This is a genomic window from Modestobacter caceresii, from assembly GCF_000761485.1.
Classification (GTDB): Bacteria; Actinomycetota; Actinomycetes; order Mycobacteriales; family Geodermatophilaceae; genus Modestobacter; species Modestobacter caceresii.
Genome location: NZ_JPMX01000058.1, coordinates 107,423 through 129,600, shown reverse-complemented (window position 1 = coordinate 129,600; position 22,178 = coordinate 107,423). Strand labels below are relative to the sequence as shown.

The 22,178-nt window shown below is 73.8% G+C and carries 23 protein-coding genes; 10 read left to right on the top strand and 13 right to left on the bottom strand.

The annotated features are described in order from the left end of the window. The 3 genes from IN07_RS13400 to pcaH all read right to left on the bottom strand — a co-directional run. Nucleotides 1–1,144, bottom strand: a 1,144-nt coding sequence (locus tag IN07_RS13400) for a lyase family protein (protein WP_036336389.1), incomplete at its 3' end; no start/stop codon positions are given. 37 nt (nucleotides 1,145–1,181) lie between these two features. Further along, nucleotides 1,182–1,862, bottom strand: coding sequence for a protocatechuate 3,4-dioxygenase subunit alpha (gene pcaG, locus IN07_RS13395; protein ID WP_081975394.1), 681 nt, complete (start codon nucleotides 1,860–1,862; stop codon nucleotides 1,182–1,184). Then, a complete protein-coding gene (gene pcaH / locus IN07_RS13390; protein ID WP_036336388.1) occupies nucleotides 1,859–2,626 on the bottom strand; it encodes a protocatechuate 3,4-dioxygenase subunit beta in 768 nt (255 codons plus the stop codon). Before pcaH ends, pcaG begins: the two co-directional genes overlap by 4 nt. 69 nt (nucleotides 2,627–2,695) lie before the next feature. Between pcaH and IN07_RS13385 the strand changes: the two genes are divergently transcribed. The 5 genes from IN07_RS13385 (at nucleotide 2,696) to IN07_RS25280 (ending at nucleotide 6,532) form a co-directional block, all read left to right on the top strand. Continuing rightward, on the top strand, nucleotides 2,696–3,472 hold the full coding sequence (locus IN07_RS13385; protein WP_036336387.1) for an IclR family transcriptional regulator: 777 nt from the start codon (nucleotides 2,696–2,698) through the stop codon (nucleotides 3,470–3,472). A 62-nt stretch (nucleotides 3,473–3,534) separates the two neighbouring features. Continuing rightward, nucleotides 3,535–4,707, top strand: coding sequence for a 4-hydroxybenzoate 3-monooxygenase (locus IN07_RS13380; RefSeq protein WP_036336386.1), 1,173 nt, complete (start codon nucleotides 3,535–3,537; stop codon nucleotides 4,705–4,707). 237 nt (nucleotides 4,708–4,944) lie between these two features. Then, nucleotides 4,945–5,154: a hypothetical protein gene (locus IN07_RS13375; protein WP_036336385.1), complete on the top strand. Its 210-nt coding sequence runs from the start codon at nucleotides 4,945–4,947 to the stop codon at nucleotides 5,152–5,154. 98 nt (nucleotides 5,155–5,252) lie between these two features. Further along, nucleotides 5,253–5,873 (top strand): hypothetical protein, encoded by a 621-nt coding sequence (locus IN07_RS25285; RefSeq protein WP_036336384.1) that lies wholly within the window; start codon nucleotides 5,253–5,255, stop codon nucleotides 5,871–5,873. Next, nucleotides 5,873–6,532, top strand: coding sequence for a hypothetical protein (locus IN07_RS25280; RefSeq protein ID WP_036336383.1), 660 nt, complete (start codon nucleotides 5,873–5,875; stop codon nucleotides 6,530–6,532). The genes IN07_RS25285 and IN07_RS25280 overlap by 1 nt, the downstream gene beginning before the upstream one ends. A gap of 6 nt (nucleotides 6,533–6,538) precedes the next feature. Here the strand turns inward: IN07_RS25280 and mftG are convergent, their stop codons facing one another. Together mftG and IN07_RS13355 are read right to left on the bottom strand one after the other, a co-directional pair. Continuing rightward, nucleotides 6,539–8,170: a mycofactocin dehydrogenase MftG gene (gene mftG, locus IN07_RS13360; RefSeq protein WP_036336382.1), complete on the bottom strand. Its 1,632-nt coding sequence runs from the start codon at nucleotides 8,168–8,170 to the stop codon at nucleotides 6,539–6,541. Nucleotides 8,171–8,197: 27 nt separating this feature from the next. Next, nucleotides 8,198–9,064: an MBL fold metallo-hydrolase gene (locus tag IN07_RS13355; RefSeq protein ID WP_156119177.1), complete on the bottom strand. Its 867-nt coding sequence runs from the start codon at nucleotides 9,062–9,064 to the stop codon at nucleotides 8,198–8,200. 65 nt (nucleotides 9,065–9,129) lie between these two features. On the opposite strand from IN07_RS13355, the gene IN07_RS13350 reads away from it, so the two are divergent. Then, on the top strand, nucleotides 9,130–9,609 hold the full coding sequence (locus IN07_RS13350) for a hypothetical protein (protein WP_036336381.1): 480 nt from the start codon (nucleotides 9,130–9,132) through the stop codon (nucleotides 9,607–9,609). Nucleotides 9,610–9,689: 80 nt separating this feature from the next. Here the strand turns inward: IN07_RS13350 and IN07_RS13345 are convergent, their stop codons facing one another. From IN07_RS13345 to IN07_RS13330, 4 genes are all read right to left on the bottom strand, one after another. Continuing rightward, nucleotides 9,690–11,012 (bottom strand): M23 family metallopeptidase, encoded by a 1,323-nt coding sequence (locus IN07_RS13345; protein ID WP_036336380.1) that lies wholly within the window; start codon nucleotides 11,010–11,012, stop codon nucleotides 9,690–9,692. Nucleotides 11,013–11,163: 151 nt separating this feature from the next. After that, nucleotides 11,164–11,973 (bottom strand): ATP-binding cassette domain-containing protein, encoded by an 810-nt coding sequence (locus tag IN07_RS13340; protein WP_036336379.1) that lies wholly within the window; start codon nucleotides 11,971–11,973, stop codon nucleotides 11,164–11,166. Further along, entirely contained in the window at nucleotides 11,970–12,947 is a 978-nt protein-coding gene (locus IN07_RS13335; RefSeq protein ID WP_081975392.1) for an ABC transporter permease, read from the bottom strand. The genes IN07_RS13340 and IN07_RS13335 overlap by 4 nt, the downstream gene beginning before the upstream one ends. Before the next feature lie 80 nt (nucleotides 12,948–13,027). Then, a complete protein-coding gene (locus IN07_RS13330; protein WP_036336378.1) occupies nucleotides 13,028–14,011 on the bottom strand; it encodes a sugar ABC transporter substrate-binding protein in 984 nt (327 codons plus the stop codon). A gap of 287 nt (nucleotides 14,012–14,298) precedes the next feature. On the opposite strand from IN07_RS13330, the gene IN07_RS13325 reads away from it, so the two are divergent. Both IN07_RS13325 and IN07_RS13320 read left to right on the top strand, forming a co-directional pair. Continuing rightward, on the top strand, nucleotides 14,299–15,354 hold the full coding sequence (locus tag IN07_RS13325) for a Glu/Leu/Phe/Val family dehydrogenase (protein WP_036336420.1): 1,056 nt from the start codon (nucleotides 14,299–14,301) through the stop codon (nucleotides 15,352–15,354). A gap of 199 nt (nucleotides 15,355–15,553) precedes the next feature. Further along, nucleotides 15,554–15,769 carry a DUF3073 domain-containing protein gene (locus IN07_RS13320; protein WP_036336377.1) on the top strand — a complete coding sequence of 72 codons (216 nt, stop codon included), beginning with the start codon at nucleotides 15,554–15,556 and terminating at the stop codon, nucleotides 15,767–15,769. 125 nt (nucleotides 15,770–15,894) lie between these two features. Here IN07_RS13320 and purM read toward each other — a convergent pair whose 3' ends face one another. The 4 genes from purM to IN07_RS13300 form a co-directional block, all read right to left on the bottom strand. Then, a complete protein-coding gene (gene purM, locus IN07_RS13315; protein WP_036336376.1) occupies nucleotides 15,895–16,959 on the bottom strand; it encodes a phosphoribosylformylglycinamidine cyclo-ligase in 1,065 nt (354 codons plus the stop codon). After that, complete coding sequence (purF, locus tag IN07_RS13310) at nucleotides 16,956–18,515, bottom strand: amidophosphoribosyltransferase (RefSeq protein WP_036336375.1); 1,560 nt, start codon at nucleotides 18,513–18,515, stop codon at nucleotides 16,956–16,958. The genes purM and purF overlap by 4 nt, the downstream gene beginning before the upstream one ends. A gap of 75 nt (nucleotides 18,516–18,590) precedes the next feature. Beyond that, complete coding sequence (locus IN07_RS13305) at nucleotides 18,591–19,199, bottom strand: MBL fold metallo-hydrolase (RefSeq protein ID WP_036336374.1); 609 nt, start codon at nucleotides 19,197–19,199, stop codon at nucleotides 18,591–18,593. Next, complete coding sequence (locus tag IN07_RS13300) at nucleotides 19,196–20,296, bottom strand: S-(hydroxymethyl)mycothiol dehydrogenase (RefSeq protein ID WP_036336373.1); 1,101 nt, start codon at nucleotides 20,294–20,296, stop codon at nucleotides 19,196–19,198. Before IN07_RS13300 ends, IN07_RS13305 begins: the two co-directional genes overlap by 4 nt. A gap of 236 nt (nucleotides 20,297–20,532) precedes the next feature. Between IN07_RS13300 and IN07_RS13295 the strand changes: the two genes are divergently transcribed. Next, entirely contained in the window at nucleotides 20,533–21,951 is a 1,419-nt protein-coding gene (locus IN07_RS13295) for an OFA family MFS transporter (protein ID WP_036336372.1), read from the top strand. Next, nucleotides 21,948–22,097, top strand: coding sequence for an MFS transporter small subunit (locus tag IN07_RS25815; RefSeq protein WP_164700067.1), 150 nt, complete (start codon nucleotides 21,948–21,950; stop codon nucleotides 22,095–22,097). Before IN07_RS13295 ends, IN07_RS25815 begins: the two co-directional genes overlap by 4 nt. Nucleotides 22,098–22,178: the final 81 nt, after the last annotated feature.

Below are 22,178 nucleotides of genomic sequence, written 5' to 3'. Positions count from 1 at the left end.
CCGCGGCGTCGTGCGCGGGGCCCGCGCCCAGGGCCGGGGCGAGCGCCTCGGCCAGCGCACCGGCCAGCTGGGGGTCGCCGGCCGCGGCCACCGTCCGCGCCATCCGCTCCGGGTCCAGCCGCAGCGAGGCCAGGCACTCGGCCAGCCAGGACGCCGCCGAACCGACCGTGCCGAGCAGGTCGGTGAGCGTCGGCCACTCCGCGTGCCAGGTGCCCGCGCCGCGCTCGTGCTCCTGCTCCATCGCGGCGAAGAGGGTGGCGACCAGCCCGGGGGCGCGGCGGGCGCAGGCCCGGGCGGAGACCGCGGCCACCGGGTTGTTCTTGTGCGGCATCGCCGAGGAGCCGCCGCGGGCCTCGGCCACCTCGGCCACCTCGGCGACCTCGGTCTGGGCCAGCAGGACGACGTCCAGGGCGATCGTGGCCACCACCCCGGCCGCCGCACCGAGCACGCCGGCGACGTCGGCGATCGGCAGCCGCACGGTGAACCAGGGCACCTCGGTGGCGACCAGCCCGAGCTCGGCGGCCAGCTCCCGGCGCAGGTCCACCCCGGAGCCGGAGCTGGCGGCCAGCGTGCCCACCGCCCCGCCGTACTGCACCGGCAGCGCCGCCGTCACCGCGGCGATCCGGGCGCGCACGCCGTCCAGCCCGGCGAGCCAGGTGGCGGCCTTGAGGCCGGCGGTGATCGGCAGCGCCTGCTGCAGCAGGGTGCGGCCCATCAGCACGTCGTCCCGGTGCGCCCCGGCGAGACGGGCGCAGGCCTCGGCGGCCGCGGCGAGGTCGGCGTCGATCAGCTGCAGGCCGCGGCGGGCCAGCAGCACCGCCGCGGTGTCCACGACGTCCTGGCTGGTGGCGCCGACGTGCACGGCGCGGGCGGCGTGCGGGCCGACGGCGTCCTGCAGCGCCCGGACCAGCGGGGGCACCGGGTTGCCGGCGTCCCCGGCCCGGGCGTACACCGCCGCGAGGTCCAGGGCGGCCGGGTCGGCGCACACCCGGCTCACCTCGTCCGCGGCCGTGCCGGCCACCAGGCCGACCCGGGCGGCGGCGCGGGCCAGCGCACCCTCCACCTCCAGCAGGGCCACCAGCCAGGCGTCCCCGGAGGTGCCGGCGGAGACCGGGCCACGGGCGAAGGTCGCGTCGAGGATCACGCGCCCATCCTGGCGGGTGCCCCCGCGTGGCCGGCGCTCACACCGCGAAGAAGACGGTCTCGTCCATGCCCTTGGCCGTGCAGCCCTGCAGGTGGATGTCGAGCACGTAGCCGTCCGCGCTGGGCTGGGCGATCAGCGTGGCGCGGGAGGCGTCGTCCGGCAGGCTGCGCAGCACGGCGTCCTCGGCGTTGGCGGCGGCCTCGTCGGCGAAGTAGATCCGGGTGACGAGCCGGTCGAGCAGGCCACGGGCGAAGACCGAGACGTCGACGTGCGGCGCCTGCAGCCCGCCCTCGCCGTCGGGCACGCGGCCGGGCTTGAGCGTGCGGACGGCGTACTCACCGCCCGGGACCGTGTGCGACCGCCCCACGCCACGGAACCCGGGGGTGGTGACGGCGCCGCGCGGGTCGTCCGGGTGGGCGAAGCGGCCGTCCGGGTCGGCCTGCCAGGTCTCGATCATGCCGTCGGGCACCAGGTCGCCGTTGCCGTCGAAGACCCGGCCACGCAGCCAGATGGCGCCCGGGGTGCCCTCGGCGACGACGTCCGGGCCGTCGGGCCAGGTCAGCCCGATCGCCAGGTACGGCCCGACGGTGGAGCTCGGGGTGGTGCCCAGCCGGAAGGGCTCGGTCAGGAAGCCGGTGCCGCGCCGTGGCGTGCCCTGGCGGCGGTCGTTGCTCTCGTCGGCGGCCAGCACCTGGGGGGGCAGTCGGTCCGCGCTCACGCCACGTCTCCGTCGTCGTCGGTCTCGAAGGGCGTCTGGTCCTGCCCACGCAGCACGATGTCCCACTGGAACGCCAGGGCCCAGTTGGGCTGGCTGCGCTCCAGGTCGAACCGGCTGACCGCCCGGTGCCGCGCCGTCGTCGGCATGGAGTTGAAGATCGGGTCCTGCCCGAACAGCGGGTCGTCCGGGAAGTACATCTGGGTGACCAGCCGCTGCGTGAACGCCTGGCCGAAGAGGCTGAAGTGGATGTGCGCCGGCCGCCAGGCGTTGTGGTGGTTGCCCCACGGGTAGGCCCCGGGCTTGATGGTGGTGAACTCGTAGCGCCCCAGGTCGTCGGTCACCACCCGGCCCAGCCCGTCGAAGTGCGGGTCCAGCGGGGCCGGCCAGTTGTCGACCACGTGCCGGTAGCGGCCCGCGGCGTTGGCCTGCCAGATCTCCACCAGTGCGTGCGGCACCGGGCGGCCGTCGCTGTCGAGCACCCGGCCGTAGACGATGATCCGCTGACCCTGGGCCTCGCCGCCCTGGCGCAGCGTCAGGTCGGCGTCGGCGGCGGTGACCATGTCCTCGCCCAACACCGGGCCGGTGATCTCGGTCAGCCGGTGCGGCAGGTCGACCGGCGTGCGCAGCGGCGCACGCAGCCCCGTGCTCTTGTAACCGGCGTAGGCCACCGGGGTGCGCCGCTCGGCGGGCTCCCGGAGGTAGCGGGGCAACACGAGGGCGCTGTCCGACGCCGGTCGCGGCTCGCGAGATGTGGTCCCGGTCATGCCGGGACCGTACGACCCGGCACTACGCTGCCCAAGCAACGTCTTCCACTGAGCAGAAAGAAGGACGCCATGGCCGGTGGTGCTGCCGCGGCCGGCCGCTCGGTGACCTCCCGTGCGCTCGGCGTCCTGGACGCCTTCGACGCCGCCCACCCCCGGCTCAGCCTCTCCGAGGTCGCCGAGCGGTCGGGCACCCCGCTGACCACGACCCACCGGCTGCTCGCCGAACTGGCCGCCTGGGGCGCCCTGGTCCGCCGCAGTGACGGCCGGTACGAGATCGGCCGCAAGCTCTGGGACCTCGGGCTGCTCGCCCCGGTCGACCTGGAGCTGCGCCAGGTCGCCTCGCCGTTCCTGCTCGACGTGCACACCGCCACCCGCGACACGGTGCACCTGGCGGTGCGCGAGGGCACCAAGGCGCTCTACGTCGAGCGGATCTCCGGCCGGGAGTCGGTGCCCGTGGTCAGCCAGGTCGGGAGCCGGCTGCCGCTGCACGCCACCGGGGTGGGCAAGGTGCTGCTGGCCTCCGCACCGGACGACGTCCTGGAGCAGGTGCTCCGGCAGCCGACCCGGGAGACCCGGCACACCGTCGTCGACGCCGGGCTGCTGAGCCGGGAGCTGGCCGAGGTGCGCCGCCGCGGCTGGGCCCGCACCGCGGAGGAGATGAGCCTGGGCGCGGCGTCGGTCGCCGTCCCGGTGACCGTGGAGCGGCTGGCCGGGCCGATGGTGGTCGCCGCGCTGGGCATCGTCGTCCCGGCCCACCGTCGCGACGTCGCCCGGCTGGCCCCGGTGCTGCAGGTGGCCGCCCGCGGCATCGGCCGGGCCCTGGCGCGCACCGAGCAGTTCCGCTGATCCTTCCGCCCAGCGGGAGGGGGAGGTCGCCCCAGGTCGGCGGCCGGGGTCACACTCGGGCGATGCGCACCCAGGTGGGGATCATCGGAGCCGGCCCGGCGGGGCTGCTGCTGTCCCGGCTCCTGCAGCTGCAGGGCATCGACACCGTCGTCCTGGAGAACCGGTCCCGCGACTACGTCGAGGCCCGGATCCGGGCCGGGATCCTGGAGCAGCACACCGTCTCCACGCTGATCGACGCCGGCATGGGCGACCGGCTGCAGCGCGAGGGCCTGCCGCACGACGGCATCTTCCTGCAGTACCCCGGCACCCGGCACCACCTGGACTTCCCCGAGTTGTGCGGCCGCAAGGTGTGGGTCTACGGGCAGACCGAGGTGACCAAGGACCTCATCGCCGCCCAGCTCGACGACGGCCCGCCGCTGCTGTTCGAGGTCTCCGACGTCACCCCCGAGGACGTCGACACCGACAGCCCCCGCATCCGGTTCACCGACGCCGACGGCGTGCCCCAGGTGCTCGAGTGCGACGTCATCGCCGGCACCGACGGCTTCCACGGCGTCTCCCGCCCGGTGGTCACCGCCGGCACCTCCGGCCGACTGTGGGAGCGCACCTACCCCTACGCCTGGCTGGGCATCCTGGCCGACGTCGCCCCGTCGGAGGACGAGCTCGTCTACGCCTGGCACCCCGACGGCTTCGCGCTGCTGTCGATGCGCTCGCCGTCGGTGTCGCGGCTCTACCTGCAGGTCGACCCGGACGAGAAGATCGAGGACTGGTCCGACGACCGGATCTGGGAGAACCTGTCCACCCGGTTCGCCCTCGACGGCTGGGAGCTGGAGACCGGCCCGGTCACCGAGAAGTCCATCCTGCCGATGCGCTCGTTCGTCAGCGCGCCGATGCGCCGCGGCCGGCTGTTCCTCGCCGGCGACGCCGCGCACATCGTCCCGCCGACCGGCGCCAAGGGTCTCAACCTCGCCGTCGCCGACGTCACGCTGCTCGCCACCGCACTGGTCCGCCTGCTGCAGGAGAAGCAGACCGACCTGGTCGACGGCTACAGCGACCGGGCGCTGGCCCGGGTCTGGCGCTGCACCCACTTCTCCTGGTGGATGACGTCGATGCTGCACCGCTCCGGCGACGACTTCGACGCCGAGCTGCAGCTCTCCCAGCTCCGCCGGGTCTGCTCCTCCGAGGCCGCCGCCCGCGAGCTGGCCGAGAACTACACCGGCCTCCCCCTCGACGCCTGAGGCCTTCTCCCCACCACCACCGAAATGGCCATTTTGGTGGTGAGGGGTGGGGACGGCGCTGGGCGGGGCTGTCGCGAATCCGTGTGCACTGGCAGACTCTGCCGGGTCGGATCGTCCAATCCTGGTCGACATGTCGACGTCCACTGTCAGATGTCCCGCATCTGGTGATCGACTTCGGCTACTTGTGCCCAGTGGAACGCCGGACACGGACCAATCCGCACCACTAGTTTCAGCTGCATGCTCTCGACGCTCTTGAACATCGCCGGCGTTCTCGTGGGGCTGCTCGTCCTGCTCTTCCTGATCGTGCACCTGTCCGCCCGCCCGGCCACCCGGGGCAGCACGACGGGCAGCCGCGCGCCGGGCTGGGCGAGCGACGCCGGGCAGCCGCACCCCGACCCGTGGGCACCGCTGTCGACCACCAGCACCCAGATCCGCACCGTCCGCTGAGCTGACCTGGGCGGCGGCCTCCCCGGGCCCCCCGGACCGGCCGACACCGGCCCGGCGGCCCGGCGTCGGACTCCCGACCCCGGTTAGGCTCGCCCGCGATGACCAGCGACTCGACCGCGTTGCAGGTCTACCCGATCGGTCAGCTGATCGGCGTCCGCGCGGTCGTGGACCAGTTCGACGTCCGGGTCGGCGCAGCCCTGCACAGCCTCACCTCGGCCGAGTTCGGGGTCTGGGCCATGGCGCACGGGCCCGCCGACCACGTACCGCGCCCGTGGACCCCCGACGCGCTGGCCGCGCAGGCCGAGTCGGTCGGCGTTCCCGACTGCGCGCAGCGGCTGGACCGGCTGCAGGAGCAGGGGCTCGTCGCCCTGGCCGCGCCCGGCACCGAGTCGGCCCGCGACCTGGCCCGACGGGTCCGGATGGTGCCCCTGGTGCTGGGCCTGGGGAACAGCGCCGCCGCGCCGGACGCCTACGCGGTCGGGTTGCCCGGCCGCCCGCTCGCCGTGCTGTCGGCCGCCGCCTACGACCTGTTCGAGTGGGCGCACATGGAGACCAGCCTCTGGCGGGCCTGCGAGGGCGCTGCGGCCACCGCCGCGCGGGTGGGCATCGCCGACACCCTCGCCACCGATCCCGACGCGCTGCTGACGTCGTTGCTGGAGGACCTGCACCGGCTCCTCACCCCCAACGCCGTCCACCTGGACACCTGGGCGGTGAGCTGATGCCCTCCTCCGACGAGGCGCTCGTCTTCCCCCTCGGCCATCCCATGGGGGCCTTCCACCAGCACCGCGGGGAGCCGCCGAGCTACTGGGTGGTCCGGCTGGGCTGGGACAGCCCGCTGCTGGGCGACCAGACCACCGCCGACGTGTGGACGCTGACGCACGGGGTGCCCAGCCGGGTGCGGGACGGCGTCCCGTGGACCCGCACCGCAGTGCGCGAGGCAGCCGAGGAGGCCGGCGTCCCCGACTGCGACCTCGTGCTCGACACGCTGATCGAGCGGGGGCTGGTGGCCGAGCTCGTCCCCGGCAGTGAGCCGGCCGCCGAGTTCGCCCGTACCCACCGGGTGCAGTCACTGCTGCTGGGGCTGGGCGAGCCGCCCGACCGGCCGGGCGTCGACGGCATCGGGCTGCTCGGGACGCCCGCCTCCGCCCTGGTGGGGCCGGCCACCTACGAGTTCTGGCAGTGGGCCCACCTGTGGCCGACGCTGGCCGACGCGTCGGTCGGGCTGGCCGAGATGGCCGGGCAGGCGCCGGACCCGGACCCGGCGGACACCGACCCCGCCGCGGTGCTGGACCGGTCGTTCCGGGAGCTGCACCGACTGCTGTCCGGCAACGCGGTCTACCTGGACCGGTCCTTCGCCGTGGCCGACGCCCAGCGCTGAGCCGCCCTACAGGGTGGTCCTCCAACGGGCACCGGTCATCAGCTCGGCGGCCCGCTCGCCGATCGCCACGGCCGTCGCCGCCGGTCCGCGCGAGGGCACCGTCGGCATCACCGAGGTGTCGACCACCCGCAGGCCCACGATCCCCCGCACCCGCAGGTGCTGGTCGACGACCGCCCCGGGGTCGGTGGCCGGCCCCATCCGGGCGCTGCCGGCCAGGTGCACCGCGGTCGCCAGGTGGGCCCGGGTCCACCGGTCCAGCTCCCGGTCGTCGGCCAGGACGGCGTCGGGCAGGCCGGTGCGCTCGGCGACCAGCGGCGCGAAGGCGGGGGTGCGCAGCAGTTCGGCGGCCAGCCGGACGCCGGCCCGCAGCCGTCGCCGGTCGGCGTCCGCGGTCAGGTAGCGGTACTGGATCCGTGGCTGCACCAGCGGGTCGGCGGTGGTCAGGCTGATCCGGCCGCGGCTCTCCTCCTGCTGCAGCGCCACGGCCAGGTAGAGGTCGTCCCGCCGACGGGCGGAGTCCAGCAGCCGGGACACCGAGGCGCCCCGCAGCGCCCGCAGCGTCGCCGCGGGCCGGCGCAGCACCTCCGTGACGCCGGACAGCGCCGGACCCGACGTCCGCAACAGCATCACCTGCCGGAACGGCTTGAGCCAGGGCATGACCTCGAGGTGGTCGGCGGTGTTCAGCGCGGTGGCCAGCGGGAGCAGCCCCCGGGGCATCGGGGTGCGCCGGGCCGGCCGGTAGGTCACGTAGACGTCGGGGTGGTCGCTGAAGCCCTGACCCACCCCGGGCACGTCGGCGACGACGGCGACACCGGCCGCCCGCAGGTGGTCGGCGGGGCCGATCCCGGAGAGCAGCAGCAGGTGCGGGGAGCCGACCGCACCGGCCGACAGCACGACCTCCGCGGCACGCACCGGGCCACGGTCGGTCTGCACGCCCACCGCCCGGCCGCGCTCCACCAGCACCCGGGTGACCCGGACCCCGCCCACGACGGTGAGGCCGGGGGACTCCCGGCGCGGGGACAGGTAGGCCATCGCGGTGTTGACCCGCACGCCGTCGGCGACGGTGAACGGCACCGGCCCGTGCCCGGGCGGGCCGTCGGCGTTCTTGTCCGGCTCGGCCGGGAAGCCCAGCGCGTCGCAGGCACCGGTGAAGGCGTCGGTGAGCGGGTGCTGCCGGTGCACCCGGGTGACCGGCAGCGGGCCGGTCGAGCCGTGGCCGGGGCGGTCGCCGTAGTCGGCGTCGCTCTCGCAGCGGACAAAGGCCGGGCGCAGCGCGTCCGCCGACCACAGGTCGTTGCCCGCTGCGGCCCAGCCGTCCAGGTCGGCCCGGGTGGCCCGGATGAAGTAGGTGCCGTTCAGCGCGCTGGAACCGCCCAGCACCTTCCCCCGCGGCACCGGCCAGCGCAGGTCGTCGGTGAGCTCTCCGGTGAGCTCCCAGTTCGCGGGGTGCCCGGGGGTCGCGGCACCCATCGTCGCGGCGTCCCGGATCGTCGCCGGGAAGTCCTCGGGGCGCGGGTGGTCGGCACCGGCCTCCAGGACCAGCACCCGCCGGCCGGCGTCGACCAGCCGGGCGGCCAGCGCGCAGCCCGACGACCCGGCACCGACGACCACGACGTCCCACTCCCCCGCGAGCTCCACCCCCGGGACCCTAGGACGGCGGCGGGCTCAGGACAGTCGCACCCGGTCCCCGTCGGGCTCGACCCGGCCCTCGGTGACCAGCTTGGCCAGGGTGGCCCGGGTCGACTGGGCGGCGGCCGGCCAGACCGCCTGCGGCACGGCCGCGTAGACGACGGCGACCAGCTCCTCGACCGTCCGGGGCCCCTCGGTGAGGGCGTCGAGCAGCTGCTGCTCGCGGTACGTCCGGTGCGCCAGGTAGAACCGCAGCACCGCCCCGGGGTCGGTGGTCAGCTCGGGCCCGTGGCCGCAGTACAGCGCGGAGGGGCCCAGGTCGTGCACGCGACGGAGCGACTCGAGGTAGGCGAGCACGTCGCCCTCGGGGTGGGTGACCACGGAGGTGCCCCGGCCGAGCACGTGGTCGCCGACCAGCACGGCACCCGACGCCAGCCGGAAGGCCAGGTGGTCAGCGGTGTGCCCGGGTGTCGGGACGACGTCCAGGGTCGTGCCCGCCAGCTGCAGCCGCTCCCCCGCCCGGAGCAACCGGCCGCCCGGGCCGGCGACCTCACCGGTGGCCGCAGCGACCGGCGCACCGAAGTGCCGCCCCCACGGCAGCGCCGCCTCGGCGTGGTCGGCGTGGTGGTGGGTGACCAGCACGGCCACCACCCGGGCGTCCCGGGCGGCCAGCGCCGCCTCGACGGCGGCCAGGTGCCGGGGGTCGTCCGGCCCGGGGTCCACGACGACGGCCTGGCCCGAGCCCGGCTCGCCCACCAGGTGGGTGTTGGTGCCGTCCAGCGTCATCGGCGAGGGGTTGGGGGCCAGCACCCGGGTGACCAGGGGCTCGGGGGCCGCAACCGGCGCCATCGTGCCGGGTGCCGGCAGCGCCCAGCTGGTCCGCGGGTCGACGGGGGCGGTCACGGCAGCACGGTAGCGGGCACGGTGGGCCCCGGTGGCCGCCGCCGGGAGCGGCTACCGTCGAGAGCATGCGCGCTCTCACCACCCCGTTCCGCGCCGGACTCTCCGCCGCAGCCGCCGTCGTCCTGCTGGCAGCGTGCGGCAGCGACGACGAGCAGCCCGATGCCGCGTCGACCACCAGCAGCTCCAGCAGCTCCAGCAGCTCCAGCAGTCCCGCCACCACCTCCGACGAGGAGGTCCAGGCGTTCTGCACCGAGGCCGAGACCGTGCTCACCACACCCCCGGATGCCGGCCTGACCCAGCAGGAGGCGCTCGACCGGACCATCGCCGACCTGGACCAGCTGGACCCGCCGGCCGAGATCAGCGCCGACTGGGACGTCCTGGTCCAGACGTTCGTCGGCGTGCGAGAGGCCGTGGCCGACGTCGACCTGACCACCCCGGAGGGGCAGGCCAGCGTGGAGGAGGAGCTCGCCGGCCTCGAGGCCGGGGCGACCGACGCCCAGACCCGGCTGGACACCTGGCTCACGGAGAACTGCGACAACGCCTGAGCCGACGACGCACCGCGGCCCGGCCCCCTCCCCAGGGTGCCGGGCCGCAGTGCGTCGGTGCCGCGCCGTCGTCGCCCGGGTCAGCCGCAGCCGCGGATCGTGATGCCCCGGGCACGCAGCCACGGCACCGGGTCGACCTGGCCGCTGTGCATCTGCCCGTCGGGGTGCACCTCGAAGTGCAGGTGCGGCCCGGTCGACTGACCGCGGTTGCCCACCTCGGCGATCTGGTCACCGGCCGCGACCCGCTCCCCGGCTCGGACGAAGTGCCGGTTGACGTGGCCGTACACGGTGATCGCGCCGTCGTCCCCGCGGAGGTAGACCGCCAACCCGAAGCCGGTCGCCGGCCCCGCCCGCTGGACCACCCCGGCGGTGGCCGCGCGCACCGGCGTGCCGATGGGGGCGCCGATGTCGACGCCGAAGTGCGTGACCCCCCAGCGTGCGCCGAAGCAGCTGCTCGTGATGCCGACGGCCGGCCGGGCGTAGCCGGACCCGGTGGCGGCGGCGGCGTCCGCCTGGAGCGCCTGCTGGTCGTCGGCGAGCGCCTGGGCCCGGGCCTGCTCCTCGGCCAGCCGGGCCGCGGCCTCCTCGGCCGCCTTCTGCTGCTGCCACACCTGGTAGGCGTTGCGCGCTCCCTGGAGCGTGAGCAGCTGCACCTGGGCGTCCTGCAGCTGCTGGTCCAGCGCCGCCTTCTCCGCGGTCACCTGGGTGTACACCGACTGCTGGTTGGCCAGCTGCCGTTCGGCCTCGACGCGGGCGCCCTCGGCCGCCACCTCGGCCGCCACCTTCTCGTCGCGGGCCGCCCGGGCGGCCGCGTCGGCCTGGGCCTGCTGCACCCGGGCCTGTTCCATCACGCCCAGGACGTCGACCTGGTGGTCGCCGACGTAGGACAGCATCGCGGCCTTCTGCACCAGCTCGGCCGGCCCACCGACGTCCAGCAGGGCCATCTCGCTGGTGAGCTCGCCGCCGTTCTTGTACGTGTCCCGGGAGAACTCGGCGATCCGCGTCTGGGCGGCGGCGACGGCGTCGGCCGCGGCCTGCAGGTCCTGCGCCGTCCGTGCCGCGACGGCCTCGGCCAGCACCCGGGCCTCCTCCGCCGCCAGGTAGGCGGTGCCGGCGGCCTCGGCCAGCACCTGGACCTGCTCCAGCTGCGCCTCGGCGGCCGCGACCTGCCCGGCGATCCGGCCGACCTCGGCTGCGGCAGCGTCCTGCGCCGTCTGGGCGCCGGTGAGCTGCTCGTCGCTGGGGTTCACCGGCTCGGCGTGCGCGATGCCGCCGCCGGCCCCGACCAGCACGGTCGCGACGGCTGCGGTCAGCGCACCGGCCAGCAGTCGGGACGGCCGGCGGCGTCCGGCGCGGACCCGGCGGACGGCCGCCGAGGCCGGGCGCCGCACGTGCTGCGTCATGGTCGCTCCCTGGGGAAGAGGGATGGACGGGTGGGCTCGACGAGCGTCCCAGTCGCACCACGAGTCACACGGTCAACACGCGCAGCAACCGCGAGCCGTCATGAAGTCGTCCGGTCGTCCCCCGGTCCGGTCATCATGTCGACGCTTCAGCTCAGGCGCCGCCCGGCCGCCCCAGCTCCTCGGCGAGCCGGGTGAGCTCGTCCCCGCCGGCCATCATCTCGGTCAGCTGCTCCCGCGTCACCTCGCCCTTGGCGAAGTCCCCCATGCTCCGGCCACGGTTGAGCAGCAGGAAGCGGTCGCCCACCGGGTGCGCGTGGTGCGGGTTGTGGGTGATGAAGACGACGCCGAGCCCCTGGTCCCGCGCCTGGGCGATGTAGCGCAGCACCACGGCGGCCTGCTTGACCCCCAGCGCCGACGTCGGCTCGTCCAGGATCAGCACCCGCGCCCCGAAGTGCACCGCCCGGGCGATGGCCACCGACTGCCGCTCCCCGCCGGACAGCGTGCCCACCGGCTGGTCCGGGTCGCGGATGTCGATGCCCATGGCGGCCAGTTCACGCCGGGTGACCTCCTTGGCGGTCGCCCGGTCGAACCGCCGGAAGGGGCCCCACCCGGTCGTCGGCTCCGAGCCGAGGAAGAAGTTCCGCCAGATCGACATCAGCGGGATCATCGCCAGGTCCTGGTAGACGGTGGCGATGCCGGCGTCCAGCGCGTCGCGCGGCGCACCGAAGTCGACCGGCTCGCCGTCCAGCAGCAGCTCGCCCCGGGTCGGCCGGTGCACCCCGGAGAGGACCTTGATCAACGTCGACTTGCCGGCGCCGTTGTCGCCGAGCACGCAGGTGACCTGCCCGGCGCGCACGGCAGTGGAGATGCCCTCGAGGGCGATCACCGAGCCGAAGTCCTTGCCGATGCCGCGCAGCTCCAGCAGCGGGGCGCCACCTGGCGCGTCGGTCGCGGTGCTCATCGCCGGGCCGCCTCGGCGTAGCGCCGGACCAGCCGGTTGGTGAGCACCGCGAGCAGCAGCATGGCCCCGAGGAAGAAGTAGAACCAGTCGGCGTCCCAGTTCAGGTAGACGATCCCCTGCTGGGTCATGCCGAAGATGAGCGCACCCAGGGCCGCGCCGATCGCCGAGCCGAACCCGCCGGTGAGCAGGCAGCCACCGATCACGGCCGCGACGATGTAGATCAGCTCCTGCCCGGTGCCGGTGTTGGCCTGCACCGAGGTGAGCCGGACGGCGGTGATCGAACCGACCAGCCACGCGGCGGTGGCGGTGGTCATGAACAGCACGATCGTCGTCCGCTGCGCCGGGACCCCGACGTTGCGGCTGGCCACCTCGTCACCGCCGGTGGCGAAGACCCAGTTGCCGAACCGGGTGCGCAGCAGCACCCAGCTGGCCACCGCCGTGACCAGCAGCCACCAGAGGACGGCGACGCGGAACGGCTGCCCGAAGACGTCGATCGTGGAGGCGAGCACCAACTCGGCCGAGTGGTAGCCGGGGGCGTCGGCGATCCCGCGCACGATCACCGTCCCGGTGAACAGCTTGGTCAGCCCCAGGTTCAGCCCCTGCAGCATCAGGAACGTGCCCAGCGTGATGATGAAGCTGGGCAGGCCGGTGCGGGTGACCAGCCAGCCGTTGAAGGCGCCGATCCCCAGGGCCAGCACCAGCGCGGCGGCGATCGCCACCCAGATGTTCTGCTGCAGCTCGACCGCGACGATGCCCACGGTCAGCGCGGTGGTGCCGGTCATCACGCCGGCCGAGAGGTCGAAGTGCCCGCCGATCATCAGCAGGGCGACGGCGACCGCCATGATCCCCAGCACCGAGGCGACGTCCAGCCAGTTGGCCACCCCCGCCAGCGACCGGAAGACGTCGGACTGGGCGGAGAAGAACCCCAGGATGACGACGGCCCCGATGAGCGAGCCGAGTTCGGGCTTGACCATCAGCCGGCGCCACGGACCGACCCGGGCGACGCGTTCGTCCGCGCGGGCCGGCCCGTCGACGGGCGCCTCCCGGGTCGTGCTCAGCGGGTCCCTGCCGAGGCGAGGTCGGCGATCTCGTCGACGTTCTCGGCGTCGACGATCCCCGGGCCGGTCAGCACCGCCTGGCCGCCGCCGACGGTGTTGAGGTTCTCCGCGTACAGCTTGAGCATCACGATGGGCAGGTAGCCCTGCTCGTACTGCTGCTGGTCGACGGCGAAGGAGATCGTGCCGTCCTGGATGGCGGAGATGACGTCGGCGTTGAGGTCGAAGGTGGCGATCGCGGCGTCGGAGCCGGCGTCGGCAGCGGCAGAGGCGGCCACCGAGGCGACGGCGGAGTTCAGCGTCAGCACGGCGTCGATCGAGGGGTTGCTCTGCAGCTGAGAGGTGATCGTCGACTGGGCCGCCTGCAGGTCGTTGATGTCCACCTGCAGCAGCTGCACGTCGCTGCCCAGCCCCTGGGAGGCGCCGTCGCACCGCTGCTCGAGGCCGATGTTGCCCGCCTCGTGCACCACGCACAGCACGTTCGTCGCGCCGTCCTGGGCCAGCCGCTGCCCGGCCCCGATGCCGGCGATCGTCTCGTCCTGCCCGACGTGCCCGATCGCGCCGAACTCGGCGGAACGCTCGGCGCCGGAGTTGATCGTCACCACCGGGATGCCTGCCTCCGTCGCGGCGCTGATCGAGTCCTCGAGCGCGTCGGGGTTGGCCATGGAGACCACGATGCCGTCGACGTCCTGGTTGACCGCGGCCTCGATCAGCTGGGACTGCCGCTGCGGGTCGCCGTCGCTCTGGTAGTCCACACCGACGCCGAGGTCCTCCCCGGCGGCCTCGGCGCCGTTCTGCACCACGTCCCAGAAGGCGTCACCGGCCGCCCCGTGGGTGACGACGGCGAAGTCGAGGTCACCGGAGGCGGCCGTGCCACCGCCGTCCCCGCCCTCGTCGCCACCGCCGGAGTTCTCCGTGGAGCAGGCGCTCAGCAACAGGGGTGCCGCCAGGGCGAGTGCGAGCAGCCGCTTGGATCGAGCCATCGTGTGCGTGTCCTCCTGTGTGGCGGCGCTGCGATGCCCCGCTGGTGTCCTCCACCGGTCGGCCCCGACTCGGGCCACCCAGAGGAGTGTGCGGCACCGGGGTCGGCCGGCGCCTGTGGTCCACCTCTGATCATGCCCGCCGCGGCAGGCGGACACGGCACGGACCTCCTCGACGAGACCCGGTCGTTGCCGTTGCGCCGTCCGCGGAGCGGCGACAGCGCCCCCGCGGGGGCGCGCGCACGCGGCGGACAGGCCCGCGGCTGCCTAGGCTGCAGGTCGTGGACGTGATGGGCTCCGGGCACGAACAGGTCGTCTTCTGCTCCGACCCCGGGTCGGGGCTGCGCGCGGTGATCGCGGTCTACTCCACCGCGCTCGGCCCGGCGCTCGGCGGCACCCGCTTCTTCCCCTACGCCTCCGAGGAGGCCGCGGTGGCCGACGCGCTCGCGCTGTCGAAGGCGATGGCCTACAAGAACAGCCTGGCCGGCCTCGACCTGGGCGGCGGCAAGGCGGTCATCATCGGGGATCCGCACACCGACAAGACCGAGGCGCTGCTGCGCGCCTACGGGCGCTTCGTCGAGAGCCTCGGCGGGCGGTACCTCACCGCGTGCGACGTCGGCACCTACAACGCCGACCTGGACGTCGTGGCCCGGGAGACCCGCTTCGCCCACGGCCGGTCCGAGGCCTTCGGCGGCTGCGGCGACTCCTCGGTGCTCACCGCCTTCGGCGTCTTCCAGGGGATGCGCGCCGCGGCCCAGCACCGCTGGGGCTCCCCGACGCTGGCCGGCCGCACCGTCGCGGTCGCCGGGGTGGGCAAGGTGGGCAGCTGGCTGGTCGACCGGCTGATCGCCGACGGCGCGTCCGTCGTCGTCACCGACGTCGACCCGGCCGCGGTCGCCCGGGTCCGGGCCCGGCACTCCGCGGTGCAGGCGGTCGCCGACACCGCGACCCTGGTGCGCACGCCGCACGACGTCTACGCCCCCTGCGCCCTCGGTGGCGCCCTGGACGACGAGACCGTGGCCGTGCTGCCCGCCGAGATCGTCTGTGGCGGGGCGAACAACCAGCTGGCCCACGAGGGCACCGCCGAGCTGCTGCGCGGCCGGGGCGTCCTCTACGCCCCCGACTACCTGGTGAACGCCGGCGGCGTGATCCAGGTCGAGGACGAGCGGCACGGGTTCTCCTTCCCCCGGGCCGAGTCGAAGGCGACCTCGATCTTCGACGTCGCGCTGCGGGTCTTCGCCGCGGCCGATGCCGAGGGCGTCTCCCCGGCCGTGGCCGCCGACCGACTCGCCGAGGAGCGGATGAGCTCGGTGGGGCGACTGGCGACCATCCGACTGCCCCGATGACCGGCTCCTGCAGCCGAAACGGGTGAGACCCCGGTCACATCCACCTCCGGATGGGGCAGCCGGGGGGTGGGCTGCGTGCCCGTGACCGATCCGTGTCGTAAGCTCGGCCAAGGACACAGTCACTCAGTCGGGGTCGCCACACGGGCCGTCCAGCCCAGTGCTGGAGACGACCCGCACTCCGTCACGAGGGGGTCGAGCCATGGGGCGCGGCCGAGCGAAGGCCAAGCAGACACGCGTGGCCCGTGAGCTCAAGTACAGCTCACCCAACACCGACCTCACTGCCCTCCAGCGCGAACTGGCTGGACAGCCGTCGTCGTTCCCCTCCCGGGGGCCGAAGGACGACGACGAGGACGACACGCACGTCGGGAGCTGGTCGCAGGACGACGAAGATGACGACTGGGCTGCCAGCCGCTGAACCGGCGACCCAGCCCTCTGTAGCACGGCGACACCGCTCCTCCTCCGGGGGGAGCGGTGTCGCCGTGCGTCCCGACCCCCGGCAGGTCCCGCCGCGAGCGAGCGGTGGGAGCCGGGGGCCCTCCGTCAGCGGTAGGAGCTGACCAGCCGCGCCGAGGCGTCTCCGTCGTGCGGCCCGACCGTGCCGGCCACCCAGGCCGGGACGCCGCGGGCGAGGAGCAGCTCGACCGCCCGGTCCGCGTGCTCGGGCGCGACCGCGGCCACCATGCCGACGCCGCAGTTGAAGGCCCGCTCGGACTCCGCGCGCGGCACCCCGTGCTCTTCCAGCAGCCGCACCACCGCGGGCAGCGCCCAGGTGCTCCGGTCCAGCACCGCCTCCAGCCCGGCCGGGACGACGCGGACCGTGTTGCCGGCCAGCCCGCCACCGGTGATGTGGGCGAAGGCGTGCACCGTCTCCACGCCCAGCTGCTCGACCAGCGCGAGGCAGTCCCGGGCGTAGATCCGGGTGGGCTCGAGGAGCTCGTCCCCGAGCGGGCGGCCGAGGCCGGCCGGGGTGCCGGTGAGGTCCAGCCCCGCCCGGTCGATGACCCGGCGCACCAGCGAGTAGCCGTTGGAGTGCAGCCCGGACGAGGCCATGGCGACGACGACGTCACCGGCCCGCACCCGCTCCGGCCCCAGCACCGCATCGGCCTCGACGACCCCGACCGCGGTGGCGGCCAGGTCGTAGTCGTCGGCACCCATGAGGTCGCCGTGCTCGGCGGTCTCCCCGCCGACCAGCGCGGCTCCGGCCTGCGTGCAGCCGTCGGCGATCCCGGTGACGATGGCGGCGATCCGCTCCGGCACGACCCGACCGCAGGCGACGTAGTCCTGCAGGAACAGCGGCTCGGCGCCGCAGGCGACCAGGTCGTCGACGACCATGGCGACCAGGTCGATCCCGACGGTGTCGTGCCGGTCCAGGGCCCGGGCCAGCGCGATCTTGGTGCCCACGCCGTCGGTCGAGGAGGCGAGCAGCGGCTTGCGGTACTTGGCGGTGTCCAGGGCGAACAGCCCGGCGAACCCGCCCAGGCCACCGACGACCTCCGGACGGTTGGTCTTCTCCACCGCGGCGCGCATCAGGGTGACCGCTCGCTCGCCGGCGTCGATGTCGACCCCGGAGGCGGCGTAGGTCAGGTCGCCCTCGTGGGTCGTCACGGCCGGCTCAGCGCGTCGTCGGCACCGCCGGGGACCATCGGGCTGCCGGCCTGCTGGCCGGTCCACCCGGTGACCGCGGAGGCCTCCTCGGTCAGCGCCCGGCGGCCGATGCCCTCGAGCAGGTGCTTGCCCAGCACCTCCGGCTGGCCCAGGGCGATCGGGTACTCGCCGGTGAAGCAGGCCGTGCACAGCCGGTTGGCCGGCTGCTCGGTGGCCGCGATCAGCCCCTGCTCGGAGACGTAGCCCAGCGAGTCGGCGTTGATCGAGGCGCGCACGCCGTCGACGTCCAGCCCGTTGGCGACCAGCTCGGCCCGGCTGGCGAAGTCGATGCCGTAGAAGCACGGCCACTTCACCGGCGGTGAGGCGATCCGCACGTGCACCTCGAGGGCGCCGGCCTCACGCAGCATCCGGATCAGCGCGCGCTGGGTGTTGCCCCGCACGATCGAGTCGTCGACGACCACCAGACGCTTGCCGCGGATGACGTCGCGCAGCGGGTTGAGCTTCAGCCGGATGCCCAGCTGCCGGATCGTCTGGCTGGGCTGGATGAAGGTGCGCCCGACGTAGGAGTTCTTGACCAGGCCCAGCCCGTAGGGGATCCCGGAGGCCTCGGCGTACCCGACCGCAGCCGGCGTGCCCGACTCGGGCACCGGGATGACGAGGTCGGCCTTGACCGGGTGCTCCTTGGCCAGCCGGCGGCCGATCTCGACCCGGGCCGCGTGCACGCCGCGGCCGGAGATCGTGGTGTCCGGCCGGGCGAGGTAGACGTACTCGAAGACGCAGCCCTTGGGGTCGGCGACGGCGAAGTGCTGGCTGCGCAGCCCGTCCTCGTCGATGGCGATCAGCTCACCGGGCTCGACCTCGCGGACGAACGAGGCACCGCAGATGTCCAGCGCCGCCGTCTCGCTGGCGACGACCCAGCCCCGCTCCAGCCGGCCGAGGACCAGCGGCCGCACGCCCTGTGGGTCACGCGCGGCGTAGAGGGTGTCCTCGTCCATGAAGGTGAAGCTGAACGCCCCCCGCAGGCGCGGGAGCACCTCCATCGCCGCCGCCTCGACCGACATGTCGGGCTTGGCCGCGATCAGCGAGGTGACCAAGTCGGAGTCGTTGGTCGCGACGAACGCCCCGGCCACGCCCTCGTCGGCCGCGGCACTGGCCAGCTCGGCGGTGTTCACCAGGTTGCCGTTGTGGCACAGCGCCAGCCCGGTGCCCGCCCCGGTGGTGCGGAACGTCGGCTGGGCGTTCTCCCAGGTGGAGGCCCCGGTGGTGGAGTACCGGGCGTGGCCGACGGCGATGTGACCACGGAGGCTGCCGAGCGTCGGCTCGTCGAACACCTGGCTGACCAGGCCGAGGTCCTTGTAGACCACGACGGAGGAGCCGTCGGACACCGCGATGCCGGCCGCCTCCTGACCGCGGTGCTGGAGAGCGTACAGGCCGAAGTAGGTCAGCTTGGCGACCTCCTCCCCCGGGGCCCAGACCCCGAAGACGCCACAGGCGTCCTGGGGACCAGGGTCGTGGGGGTCGAGGTCGTGCGTCAGCCGTCCATCACCGCGAGGCACGGGTGCGAGCGTACCGGCTGCGCCGTCCCCTCCCGGGTGGGACCGCTCACTCGGGAGGGGACGGCGGAGGACCGGCTAGGAGATGTTGCCCAGCTCGGCGTCGATCGTGGTGTCGTCGCCGTGACCGGTCCTGACCACCGTGTCACCGTGCAGCGTCATCAGCCGGTCGGTGATCGACCGCAGGATCGTCGGCTTGTCGCTGAACGACCGCCCGGTGGCGCCGGGGCCGCCGCAGAACAGCGTGTCGCCGGTGAAGACGGTGCGCAGGTCCGGCGCGTGCAGGCAGGTGCTGCCCGGAGAGTGCCCGGGGGTGTGCAGCGCGTGCAGCTGCACGTCGCCCACGCCGAACCGGGTGCCCTCGACCAGGTCGTGGTCGGGCTCGGTGTCAGGGTGGACGACGTCCCAGAGCATCCGGTCAGCGGGGTTGAGCCAGATCGGTGCCCCGGTGGCCTCACGCAGGGCGACCGCCGCGGTGATGTGGTCGTTGTGCCCGTGGGTGAGCACGATCCCGGTCACCCGGCGGCCGCCGATCGCCTCGACGATGGGGGCGGCGTCGTGCGGCGCGTCGATGACGAGCACCTCGTCGTCGTCCCCGACCAGCCAGACGTTGTTGTCGACGTCGAAGTCCTGCCCGTCGAGGCTGAAGACCCCGCTGACGACGGCCTGCTCGACCCGGGCCCTCACTGGCCGGCCCCCTCGAACACGACCACGGAGCGCAGCACCTCACCGGCGTGCATCTTGTCGAAGGCCGCCTCGACGTCCTCGATCCCGATCGTCTCGCTGACGAACGCGTCCAGGTCGAACCGGCCCTGCAGGTACAGGTCGATCAGCATCGGGAAGTCCCGGCTGGGCAGGCAGTCGCCGTACCAGGAGGACTTGAGCGCGCCACCGCGGCCGAAGACCTCGATCAGCGGCAGCTCGATCGTCATCGTCGGGTTCGGCACACCGACCAGGACGACGGTGCCGGCCAGGTCGCGGGCGTTGAACGCCTGCTCGTAGACCGCCGGGTGTCCGACGGCGTCGATCGCCACGTCGACCCCGAACCCACCGGTGAGCGCCTTGATGGCCTCCACCGCGTCGGTCTCGGAGGAGTTGACCGTGTGCGTGGCGCCCATGCCCTTGGCCCACTCGAGCTTCTTGTCGTCGATGTCGACGGCGATGATCGTGCCCGCGCCGGCGAGCCGGGAGCCGGCGATCGCGGCGTCACCGACGCCACCGCAGCCGAAGACGGCGACCGAGTCGCCGCGGCCCACCCCGCCGGTGTTGATCGCCGCACCCACACCGGCCATCACGCCGCAGCCCAGCAGCCCGGCCGCGGTCGGCTTCGCCGCGGGGTCGACCTTCGTGCACTGCCCGGAGTGGACCAGCGTCTTCTCGGCGAACGCGCCGATCCCCAGCGCCGGGGAGAGCTCGGTGCCGTCGGCCAGCGTCATCTTCTGCGCGGCGTTGTGGGTGTTGAAGCAGTACCAGGGCTTGCCCTTGGCGCAGGCCCGGCACTCCCCGCACACCGCGCGCCAGTTCAGCACCACGTAGTCGCCGACGGCCACGTTGGTGACGCCCTCGCCGACCGCGGAGACCAGGCCGGCCGCCTCGTGGCCCAGCAGGAACGGGAACTCGTCGTTGATCCCGCCCTCCCGGTAGTGCAGGTCGGTGTGGCAGACCCCGCACGCCTGGACGTCGACCACCGCCTCACCCGGCCCCGGGTCGGGGACGATGATCGTCTCGATGGTGACCGGAGCACCCTTGCTCAGGGCGACGACGCCCTTGACCTCGTACGGCATGTCGCCAGCCTAGGGAACGGGACGGCTGTTCCGCTCCCCGCTCCCGCACCGTGGAAACGACGGTTGTGCGTGCAACGAATTGGTCTCAGCCTCACCCGGCTGGGGTCCGCCGTGCAGCCGAAATCGTCACAGCGTCGTACGGTGCCCTCGGCCGCGACCTGTGTCACACCTGTGAACGGGCCGCGACCGGGTTGCGTCCGCCGGGCGCGCCGTTCCCGTACCTCGGAGGTCGTTCCGTGGCAGTACCCAGCTTCCTGGCCCGGGAGCGCATCATCGCTCGTCCGGGCTTCAACCGCTGGCTCATCCCGCCAGCCGCGCTCGCCGTGCACCTGTGCATCGGCCAGGCCTACGCGACCAGCGTCTACAAGGCCGCGCTCGTCTCGCACTTCGACTCCAGCCTGACCGCGATCGGCATCATCTTCTCGATCGCCATCGTCATGCTCGGCCTCTCCGCCGCCGTCTTCGGCACCTGGGTCGACCGGAACGGCCCGCGTGCCGCCATGTTCACCGCCGCGTGCTTCTGGTCCGCCGGCTTCCTGGTTGGCGCCCTCGGCATCTCCACCGAGCAGCTGTGGCTGGTCTACCTCGGTTACGGCGTCCTCGGCGGCATCGGGCTGGGCATCGGCTACATCTCCCCGGTCTCCACGCTGATCAAGTGGTTCCCGGACCGGCCGGGCCTGGCCACCGGCATGGCGATCATGGGCTTCGGTGGTGGCGCGCTCATCGCCTCGCCGCTGTCCCGCCAGCTGATGAACTGGTACGACCCGACCTACGACGGCACCATCGGCACCACGCCCACGGGCGCGGCCGTCGCCCAGCTGTTCGTCACGCTGGGCATCGTCTACCTGGCCTTCATGATGTTCGGCGCCTTCATCATCCGCGTCCCTGCACCCGACTGGCGCCCCGACGGCTTCGACCCGTCCACGGTCAAGGCCAAGTCCCTGGTGACGACGGAGAACGTCTCCGCCAACAACGCCATCAAGACCCCGCAGTTCTGGCTGCTCTGGACGGTGCTGTTCTGCAACGTCACCGCCGGCATCGGCATCCTCGAGCAGGCCGCGCCGATGATCCAGGACTTCTTCCGCAACGGGGAGACCTCTGCGGTCGCCGCGGCGACCGCGGCCGGCTTCGTCGGGCTGCTCTCGCTGTTCAACATGGGCGGCCGGTTCGTGTGGTCCAGCACCTCGGACTACATCGGCCGCAAGCCGATCTACATGGTGTACCTGGGCGTCGGCCTGGTGCTGTACGTCCTGCTGGCCACCGTCGGCAGCACCGCCACCTGGGTCTTCGTCATCCTCGCCGCGATCATCATCTCGTTCTACGGCGGTGGCTTCGCCACGGTCCCGGCCTACCTGCGGGACCTCTTCGGGACCTACCAGGTCGGCGCGATCCACGGTCGGCTGCTGACCGCCTGGGCGGCTGCCGGCATCGCCGGCCCGCTGATCATCAACGGCGTCCTCGACGCCCGCGGCACGCCGGGTCAGCTCACCGCCGGTGACTACCGTCCGGCGCTGTTCATCATGGTCGGTCTGCTGGCCGTCGGCTTCGTCGCCAACCTGCTGATCAAGCCGGTCGCCGAGAAGTGGTTCGAGCCGAAGGACACCGACGCCCCCACCACCGCGTCCACCACCGGAGATCGGAGCCTCTCGCGATGAGCACCTCACAGCGCACCGGTGACCAGCAGGCCACCACGCACACCCCGACCGGTCTCGTCGCCTTCGCCTGGGCCCTGGTCGGCGTCCCCCTGGCCTACGGGCTGTACAACACGGTGAAGGCGGCCAGCGCGCTCTTCGGCGGCTGACCCACCCGCACCACGCAGCACAGCGCCCCTCCTGCCACCGGCAGGAGGGGCGCTGTCGTTGGGGCCACCCGCACCCACAGT

Bases quoted from the DNA above. Each gene is read 5' to 3' on its own strand.
- pcaH (WP_036336388.1), bottom strand. From the start codon at position 2,626: ATGACCGGGACCACATCTCGCGAGCCGCGACCGGCGTCGGACAGCGCC.
- IN07_RS13385 (WP_036336387.1), top strand. From the start codon at position 2,696: ATGGCCGGTGGTGCTGCCGCGGCCGGCCGCTCGGTGACCTCCCGTGCG.
- IN07_RS13380 (WP_036336386.1), top strand. From the start codon at position 3,535: ATGCGCACCCAGGTGGGGATCATCGGAGCCGGCCCGGCGGGGCTGCTG.
- IN07_RS13375 (WP_036336385.1), top strand. From the start codon at position 4,945: ATGCTCTCGACGCTCTTGAACATCGCCGGCGTTCTCGTGGGGCTGCTC.
- IN07_RS25285 (WP_036336384.1), top strand. From the start codon at position 5,253: ATGACCAGCGACTCGACCGCGTTGCAGGTCTACCCGATCGGTCAGCTG.
- IN07_RS25280 (WP_036336383.1), top strand. From the start codon at position 5,873: ATGCCCTCCTCCGACGAGGCGCTCGTCTTCCCCCTCGGCCATCCCATG.
- IN07_RS13350 (WP_036336381.1), top strand. From the start codon at position 9,130: ATGCGCGCTCTCACCACCCCGTTCCGCGCCGGACTCTCCGCCGCAGCC.
- IN07_RS13345 (WP_036336380.1), bottom strand. From the start codon at position 11,012: ATGACGCAGCACGTGCGGCGCCCGGCCTCGGCGGCCGTCCGCCGGGTC.
- IN07_RS13340 (WP_036336379.1), bottom strand. From the start codon at position 11,973: ATGAGCACCGCGACCGACGCGCCAGGTGGCGCCCCGCTGCTGGAGCTG.
- IN07_RS13335 (WP_081975392.1), bottom strand. From the start codon at position 12,947: ATGGTCAAGCCCGAACTCGGCTCGCTCATCGGGGCCGTCGTCATCCTG.
- IN07_RS13330 (WP_036336378.1), bottom strand. From the start codon at position 14,011: ATGGCTCGATCCAAGCGGCTGCTCGCACTCGCCCTGGCGGCACCCCTG.
- IN07_RS13325 (WP_036336420.1), top strand. From the start codon at position 14,299: ATGGGCTCCGGGCACGAACAGGTCGTCTTCTGCTCCGACCCCGGGTCG.
- IN07_RS13320 (WP_036336377.1), top strand. From the start codon at position 15,554: ATGGGGCGCGGCCGAGCGAAGGCCAAGCAGACACGCGTGGCCCGTGAG.
- IN07_RS13300 (WP_036336373.1), bottom strand. From the start codon at position 20,296: ATGCCGTACGAGGTCAAGGGCGTCGTCGCCCTGAGCAAGGGTGCTCCG.
- IN07_RS25815 (WP_164700067.1), top strand. From the start codon at position 21,948: ATGAGCACCTCACAGCGCACCGGTGACCAGCAGGCCACCACGCACACC.